The organism is Burkholderia sp. E168m23, assembly GCF_016586125.1.
Lineage (GTDB): Bacteria > Pseudomonadota > Gammaproteobacteria > Burkholderiales > Burkholderiaceae > Burkholderia > Burkholderia orbicola.
In genome coordinates this window covers 1-5,105 of sequence record NZ_BCPP01000507.1, presented here as the reverse complement: position 1 = coordinate 5,105, position 5,105 = coordinate 1, and the positions used below count along the sequence as shown (strand labels likewise).

The 5,105-nt window shown below is 72.5% G+C and carries 5 protein-coding genes; all 5 read left to right on the top strand.

What is annotated here, in order from left to right:
• Window positions 1–141: 141 nt before the first annotated feature.
• Window positions 142–795 carry a membrane protein gene (locus JMF90_RS23355; RefSeq protein ID WP_011694402.1) on the top strand — a complete coding sequence of 218 codons (654 nt, stop codon included), beginning with the start codon at window positions 142–144 and terminating at the stop codon, window positions 793–795.
• 60 nt (window positions 796–855) lie between these two features.
• Window positions 856–2,628: an acyl-CoA synthetase family protein gene (locus JMF90_RS23350; RefSeq protein WP_011546212.1), complete on the top strand. Its 1,773-nt coding sequence runs from the start codon at window positions 856–858 to the stop codon at window positions 2,626–2,628.
• A complete protein-coding gene (locus tag JMF90_RS23345; protein ID WP_011546213.1) occupies window positions 2,625–3,608 on the top strand; it encodes an acyl-CoA synthetase in 984 nt (327 codons plus the stop codon). Before JMF90_RS23350 ends, JMF90_RS23345 begins: the two co-directional genes overlap by 4 nt.
• Window positions 3,605–4,246 carry an outer membrane lipoprotein carrier protein LolA gene (locus tag JMF90_RS23340; protein WP_011546214.1) on the top strand — a complete coding sequence of 214 codons (642 nt, stop codon included), beginning with the start codon at window positions 3,605–3,607 and terminating at the stop codon, window positions 4,244–4,246. Before JMF90_RS23345 ends, JMF90_RS23340 begins: the two co-directional genes overlap by 4 nt.
• Window positions 4,246–5,105: MMPL family transporter (locus JMF90_RS23335; RefSeq protein ID WP_201325479.1), on the top strand; the 860-nt coding region annotated here is incomplete at its 3' end. The genes JMF90_RS23340 and JMF90_RS23335, both read left to right, overlap by 1 nt.

Here is a 5,105-nt window from a genome sequence, read left to right as displayed (position 1 = left end):
ACCATCGTGTCCGGCCACGATCCGCCCGATGTCTCCAGTCATGCCGTATCCGCCCTTGCGCTCCGTTCCGGTTCGCCCGCCCGTCAGCCGCTGCAGCCCGGCCGCCGGCCGGTGCGCGCGCCGCGCGCCCGGAGGCCGCCGATGAGCCGGCTGCTGCCCGTCGTGCGCGGCGTCGCGGCAGGGGGCGCCGTGGCCGCCTACCAGGTTGGCGCGCACTACGCGAGCGCGACACCCGACGCGCACGGCCTCGGCCTCGCGATGGCGCTCGTGCCGCCGCTGCTGCTCGCGCTCGGCGCGGCGCTGCGCTCGCCGCGGCGCGCGTGGCTCGTGCCGGCGTGGCTGCTGGCCGCCGCCGCGCTGTGGGCGGCACGCGCGCCGCTCGCGCGGCACTTCGAATGGGGCCTGTATCTGGAACACGTAAGCTTCAACGTCGCGATGGCGCTGCTGTTCGGCCGCACGCTCGTGGCCGGCGACGTGCCGCTGTGCACGCGCTTCGCGGCGATGATCCACGGCACGGTCACGCCGGCCGTCGCGCGCTACACGCGGCGGATCACGCTCGCGTGGACGCTGTTCTTCGTCGCGATCGCCGCCGTGTCGACGCTGCTGTTCGCGACCGCGCCGATCGTCACGTGGTCGACCTTCGCGAACTACCTGTCGCTGCCGCTCGTCGCCGTGATGTTCGCCGCCGAGCATGCGTGCCGGCGTGTCGCGCTGCCGCACGAGCCGCGGCCGCGGATGGTCGATGCGGTGCGCGCGTATCGCGCGACGACCCACGCCTCGCAGGCCGCGCGATGAATTCATGACCGGCGCGGCCCCAAGGGCCGCGCGGGCCTTCGTTCCCGTCTTGACCGATTTATGCCGACTCACCCGCTGGTATTCCATGCCTCGCCCGACCAGACGATCGCCTGGCGCGACGGCTCGCCCGTCACCGTGCGCGCGTTCGTCGCCGACGTCGCGCGCGTGACCGCCGCGCTACCCGCCGGCAGCCACGTGTTCAACGTGTGCCGCGACCGCTATCGCTTCGCGGTCAGCCTGTGCGCGGCGCTCGTCGCCGGCAAGGTCAGCCTGCTGCCGTCGACGCACACGCCGGAAATGGTGCGCCAGCTCGCGTCGTTCGCGCCCGATGCGTTCTGCCTGCACGATGCGCCCGACTGCGCGATCGACCTGCCGCGCTTCGCGTACCCCGATGCCGCGCCGGGCGAGGCGCCGAGCGATACGCCGTTCGCCGTCCCGCGGATCGACGCGGCGCGGATCATGGCCTACGTGTTCACGTCCGGCTCGACCGGCGCGCCGGTGCCGCACCGCAAGACCTGGGGCTTCCTGGTCGGCTGCGTGCGCGCGGCGGCCGACCGCCTCGGGCTGCTCGACGGCCGCGCGGCCACGCTGATCGGCACGGTGCCCGCGCAGCACATGTACGGCTTCGAGTCGACGGTGCTGCTCGCGCTGATCGGCGGCCTCGCGTTCAGCAACCGCCAGCCGTTCTACCCGAGCGACATCCGCGACGAGCTCGACGCGATCCCGCAGCCGCGCGTGCTCGTCACGTCGCCGATCCACTTGCGTGCGCTGCTGTCGGCCGGCCATGCGCTGCCGCCTGCGGCGCTCGTGCTGTCGGCCACCGCGCCGCTGTCGGAGAAGCTCGCGTGCGAAGCCGAGGCCGCGCTCGACGCGCCGCTCGTCGAGATCTACGGCAGCACCGAGACCGGCCAGATCGCGACCCGTCGGACGTCGCAAGGCGCGGCGTGGGAACTGTTCCCGGACATCCGGCTCGACGCGCGCGCAGAACCGGATGGCGACGACAGCGGGCCGACGGTCTGGGTATCGGGCGGCCACGTCGAGACGCCGGTGCCGATGGGCGATGCGCTCGAACTGCTCGGCGACGGCCGGTTCCTGCTGCACGGCCGCAAGGCCGACCTCGTCAACATCGCCGGCAAGCGCACGTCGCTCGCTTATCTGAACCATCAGCTCAACGCGATTGCCGAAGTGGTCGACGGCGTGTTCTTCATGCCCGACGAAGCCGCGCCGACGCACGGCGACACCGCCCTCGAGCCGGTCACGCGGCTCGTCGCGCTGGTCGTCGCGCCGACGCTCTCGGCCGCCGATCTGCAGCGCGCGCTGCGCGAGCGGATCGATCCCGCGTTCATGCCGCGCCCGCTCGTGTTCGTCGATGCGCTGCCGCGCAACGAAACGGGCAAGCTGCCGCGCGACGTGCTGGCCGCACTCGTTGCGCAACATACGCGTAGCGCGGCGGCGACGGCCACGACGGCCATGCCGCCCGCGACGCCGAACGAGCGCGACCCGGCCGGCACGCCCGCGCTCGCGTTCACGATTGCCGCCGACCATCCCGCGCTGCCCGGCCACTTCCCGGGCCATCCGGTCGTGCCCGGCGTCGTGCTGCTCGATCACGCGATCCACACGATCGGCGCGGCGCTGAACCGTCCGCTGCATGCGTGGCGGCTCGGGTCCGCGAAATTCCTGAGCCCGGTCGCGCCCGGCGAACCGCTCGATCTCGCGTACGACGCGGCAGCCAGCGGCGCGATCCGCTTCACGGTGCGCGCCGGGTCGCGCGAGGTCGCGACCGGCGTGCTGTCCGCCCCACCGCCCGCCGCGCAGGATGGCGCGCAGCCATGAAGCGCACCGCATGGGCCGAACGCCAGGAACGCAGCAACGCGAGTTTGCTGCGCGTCATGACGTGGATCTCGCTGCGCTTCGGCCGGCAGCGCGCGCGCATCGTGCTGCACCTGATCGCGACGTATTTCGTGCTGTTCTCGCCGATCGCGTGTGCGGCGTCGCGCGACTACCTGCGCCGCGTGCTCGGTCGCCCCGCGCGCTGGCGCGACGTGTACCGGCACGTGTTCACGTTCGCGGCGACGATCCACGACCGCATCTACCTGATGAACGGGCGCTTCGACCTGTTCGACATCCGGCTGCACGGCGAATCGCTCGTCGACGACGCGCTCGCGGGCGGACGCGGCGCGTTCCTGATGGGCGCGCACCTCGGCAGCTTCGAGGTCGTGCGCGCGATCGGCCGCACGCATCCGGACCTGCGCGTGGTCGTCACGATGTACGAGAAGAACGCGCGCAAGATCAACGCGACGCTCGCCGCGGTGAACCCGGCCGCGCAGCCGGAGGTGATCCCGCTCGGGCAGGTCGACTCGATGCTGAAGGTGCGCGAGCGACTCGACGCGAACTGCATGGTCGGCATGCTCGCCGACCGCACGCTGCTCGACGATGCCGCCGCGTCGCTGCGGCGCGTGCCGCTGCTCGGCGCGCCGGCCGCGTTCCCGCTCGGCCCGCTTTACATGGCCGCGATGCTGAAGCGCCCGGTGATCTTCATGACGGGCCTCTATCGCGACGGCAACCGCTACGACGTGCACTTCGAGACGCTCGCCGATTTCTCCGATGTGCGGCGCGACGCGCGCGCGGCGGCGGTCGATGCGGCGCTCGCGCGCTACGTCGCGCTGCTCGACAAGTACTGCCGCGCGGCGCCGTACAACTGGTTCAACTATTTCGATTTCTGGCAAGGCGGCGATGCCGCGGCCGCAACCGCGCGCCGCGAGACGGCGCACGCCGGCGCCGACCTGCCCGCCACGAGAGATTCCGACGCATGACTGCCGTTCGCCGCCGCCTGTTCCCGTTTTCGTCGGGCCGCCTCCACCGCGCGGCCCGCGTGCTCGCCGCCACCGCCGCGATCGTGTTGGCCGTGCCCACGTACGCGGCCGATACCGGCTCGACCTGGACCCTCGACCGGCTGATGTCGACGCTCGCGCAGCACAAGTCGGGCCGCGCGACCTTCACCGAGACGAAGACCCTGTCGATTGCCACGCAGCCGGTCGAATCGTCGGGCGAACTGATGTTCGTCGCGCCCGACCATCTGGAAAAGCACACGCTGAGCCCGAAGCCCGAACATCTGGTCGTCGACGGCGACATGCTCACCGTCGAGCGCAACAACCGCAAGTACACGCTCGCGCTCGCGCGCTATCCGGAGCTCGGCGCGTTCATCGACAGCATCCGCGCGACGCTCGCCGGCAACCGCTTCGCGCTCGAACGGGTGTACAAGGTCGCCCTGTCCGGACGCGGCGACGACTGGACGCTCACGCTCACGCCGCTCGACTCGCGGATGCTGAAGGTCGTCAGCACGATCACGCTCGACGGCACGCGCGACGTGCTGCGCAGCGTCGCGATCCGGCAGGCCGACGGCGATCGTTCGGTGATGCGCCTGCAACCCGTGGCGGCGAACGCGAACTGATGGACGAGCGCACCCGATCCTCACCCGTCGCCCGCCGCGTGCCCGCGTGGCGGCAGCGCGCGGTGCTCGTGTGGCTGCTCGCGCTGGTCGCGTGCGGCATCGCGATCGGACGCGCGCACTTCACGGCCGACCTGTCCGCGTTCCTGCCGAACGCGCCGAGCGCCGGGCAGCGCGCGCTCGTCGACCAGTTGCGCGACGGCATCGTGTCGCGCCTGATCCTCGTCGCGATCGACGGCGGCGACGCGGGCACGCGCGCCGCGCTGTCGCGGCGCGTCGCCGGCACGCTGCGCACCGATCCGCAGTTCGCGGCCGTGCACAACGGCGAAGCCGCGAACGACGCGCGCGACCGGCAATTCATCTTCGCTCACCGCTATCTGCTGAGCCCGGCCGTCACGCCGCAGCGCTTCAGCGCCGACGGCCTGCACCAGGCGCTCGGCGACAGTCTCGACCTGCTGAGTTCGTCAGCCGGCCTCGTCGCGAAGGCAATGCTGCCGCGCGACCCGACCGGCGAAGTCGCCGCGCTCGTCGACGAGCTCGACCGCGCGGCCGAACCGGCGAGCCGCGACGGCGTGTGGGCGTCGCGCGACGGCACGCGCGCGGTGCTGGTCATGCAGACGGCCGCCGCCGGCTCCGATACCGACGCGCAGGCCCGCGCGATCGACGCCGTGCGCCGCGCGTTCGCGGCCGCGACGCAAGCCGTGCCGAACGCGGCCGGCACCTCGCTCGCGATGACGGGCCCCGGCGTGTTCTCGGTCGACACGCGCGACACGATCCGGCACGACGTCGAACGATTGTCGACGGCGAGCGTCGTGCTGATCGTCGCGCTGCTGCTCACGCTGTACCCTTCGCCGCGCACGCT

What these genes read in the sequence shown, in the direction of transcription:
- JMF90_RS23355 (WP_011694402.1), top strand. Translation starts at nt 142, where the DNA reads ATGAGCCGGCTGCTGCCCGTCGTGCGCGGCGTCGCGGCAGGGGGCGCC.
- JMF90_RS23345 (WP_011546213.1), top strand. Translation starts at nt 2,625, where the DNA reads ATGAAGCGCACCGCATGGGCCGAACGCCAGGAACGCAGCAACGCGAGT.
- JMF90_RS23350 (WP_011546212.1), top strand. Translation starts at nt 856, where the DNA reads ATGCCGACTCACCCGCTGGTATTCCATGCCTCGCCCGACCAGACGATC.
- JMF90_RS23340 (WP_011546214.1), top strand. Translation starts at nt 3,605, where the DNA reads ATGACTGCCGTTCGCCGCCGCCTGTTCCCGTTTTCGTCGGGCCGCCTC.